At 72.8% G+C, this 2,333-nt stretch carries 3 protein-coding genes; 1 reads left to right on the plus strand and 2 read right to left on the minus strand.

Features of this window, described 5'->3' with window-relative positions:
- Positions 1-506 precede the first annotated feature (506 nt).
- Together GUY61_RS37590 and GUY61_RS37595 are read right to left on the minus strand one after the other, a co-directional pair.
- A complete protein-coding gene (locus tag GUY61_RS37590) occupies positions 507-713 on the minus strand; it encodes a hypothetical protein (protein WP_166634769.1) in 207 nt (68 codons plus the stop codon).
- Between the two features lie 219 nt (positions 714-932).
- Entirely contained in the window at positions 933-1,166 is a 234-nt protein-coding gene (locus GUY61_RS37595) for a hypothetical protein (RefSeq protein ID WP_166634770.1), read from the minus strand.
- Positions 1,167-1,374: 208 nt separating this feature from the next.
- On the opposite strand from GUY61_RS37595, the gene GUY61_RS37600 reads away from it, so the two are divergent.
- A partial coding sequence (locus tag GUY61_RS37600; RefSeq protein WP_208106944.1) for a serine/threonine-protein kinase occupies positions 1,375-2,333 on the plus strand: 959 nt, incomplete at its 3' end.

Genomic DNA, 2,333 nt, shown 5'->3' on the forward strand with positions numbered 1-2,333 from the left:
GGTGCGCACGAAACCAGAACATGCCCAAGCACGCCGCACCGCACAGCCCGCTCGTGCCCGCGAATGCCGAGGCCCGTCCCGCAGCGCGCGCCACCGCCGGCCGTGCCGGTGCGCACGAAACCAGAACATGCCCAAGCACGCCGCACCGCACAGCCCGCTCGTGCCCGCGAATGCCGAGGCCCGTCCCGCAGCGCGCGCCACCGCCGGCCGTGCCGGTGCGCACGAAACCAGAACGTGCCCAAGCACGCCGCACCGCACAGCCCGCTCGTGCCCGCGAATGCCGAGGCCCGTCCCGCAGCGCGCGCCACCGCCGGCCGTCCCCGGCCCGCGTGCATTCGGCTTCGTCCGTGCGCACCGATACGTGTGCATGAGCGCGAACACGGCGATGCCCGGAGAGTTCCCCAACTCTCCGGGCATACATGCCGTCCGCCGCACCCCCGTCCCCACGGGGTTTCATGGCCGGATGTCCCCGGCCCGGGCCGCTCTCCCGGGCCGTGGGGCGCCGCTCAGCGCCCCAGCATCACGCCCACGGACGACGCCTGCGCGACCACCGCGTCCCAGCCGCCGAAGACGACTGCGAGGAGGGTCGCCAGGGGCAGCACCATGGCAATGGCCACCAAGGGGTGGCGCGTCCCGGAACGGCGGGTGCCGAAGGCGGCGTACGCCCTGCGCCCCTGCGTGCGGGCCAGCGCCCGCGGCATCGTTCCGGCCATGATCCCTACTCCTGTCGTGTTCGGGGCGGCGAGCGTCTGACCTCGGGGGACGAGTGCTGCGCCCGCCGCTTGACCAGAACATTAGGCGTCGGGCGGGGTCCGGGACGTCATGCCCTCGTACCGGCTTGTGGGCCTCCCGGAGGATGACGTGCCCGCCGACCGTGTACTCCCCAGGGTGGAGACGGACTTCCGGGACCTGGGGACATCCCGGAGGGGTTGTCAGCCGGCGACGGCGTCGGTGCGCGGCACGGGGTGCTCCACCAGGGCGAGGACCCTGTTGGCCATGAACCGGGCGGTGCGCACCACGCTGCCGTTCCGAGTGACTTCGCTCACCTCGACGACCCCCCTGCGGACCGCCGACTCCACCCTCCGGCCCGCCCGTGAGGCCACCACCTCGTACGTCCTGATCGTGTCCCCGGCGTCCACGACTATCTCCACACGATCGCCCTTCATTGATCCAATCCCCCTTCTGCGACGGACCTTTGAGATCTCGCACGGTCACAACGCGCCCGGATCGCAGCGCCCCTGACCACTCTTCAAGTCTCTCACCCGGCACTGACAATCGATCAGCGGACGAGGGCGGGCCTTCAGCGCGCAACGCCCCGCGGGTCCGTAAGCTGTGGCTCGTCAACAGGACCAACAGGACCGGGCAGCAGCGGGGATGGACATGGCGATGATGCGGCTCCGACGCGAGGATCCGCGTGTCGTCGGCTCGTTCAGGCTGCACCGGCGGCTCGGCGCGGGTGGCATGGGAGTCGTCTACCTCGGCTCCGACCGCCGCGGTCAGCGGGTCGCGCTGAAGGTCATCCGCCCGGACCTGGCGGAGGACGAGGAGTTCCGCTCCCGCTTCGCGCGCGAGGTGTCAGCCGCCCGGCGGATCCGCGGCGGCTGCACGGCCCGGCTGGTGGCCGCCGACCTGGAGGCCGAGCGCCCCTGGTTCGCCACCCAGTACGTCCCCGGCCCCTCCCTTCACGACAAGGTCGCCGAGGAGGGCCCGCTGGTCGCCGCAGAGGTCGCCGCGATCGGCTCGGCGCTCGCGGAGGGCCTGGTGGCCGTCCACGAGGCCGGCGTCGTGCACCGCGACCTCAAGCCCTCCAACATCCTGCTCTCCCCCAAGGGCCCCCGGATCATCGACTTCGGGATCGCCTGGGCGACCGGCGCTTCCACCCTCACCCATGTGGGTACGGCGGTGGGCTCCCCCGGCTTCCTCGCGCCCGAGCAGGTGCGCGGCCAGGCCGTCAGCCCGGCCACCGACGTCTTCGCCCTCGGCGCCACTCTGGCGTACACCGCGACCGCGGACTCCCCCTTCGGGCAGGGCAGTTCGGACATCATGCTGTACCGCGTGGTGCACGAGGAGCCGCACCTGGACGACGTACCCGCGGCGCTCGCCCCGCTGCTGTACGCGTGCCTGGCGAAGGACCCCGAGGAACGGCCGAGCACCCTGCAGCTGTCCATGCGGCTCAAGGAGATCGCAGCCAGGGAGGCGCAGGGCATTCCCGACGTCCGGCCGCCGGCACAGCGCGGAGAGCCCGACCGTCCCTCCGGCCGGCTCGCCGAGCAGTACGCGCGGCAGCGCACGGAGCCCCGTACCGGAGGTCCGGGCCGGTCCCCCTCCCCCGC

This window comes from Streptomyces sp. GC420, from assembly GCF_009916105.1.
Taxonomy (GTDB): Bacteria; Actinomycetota; Actinomycetes; order Streptomycetales; family Streptomycetaceae; genus Streptomyces.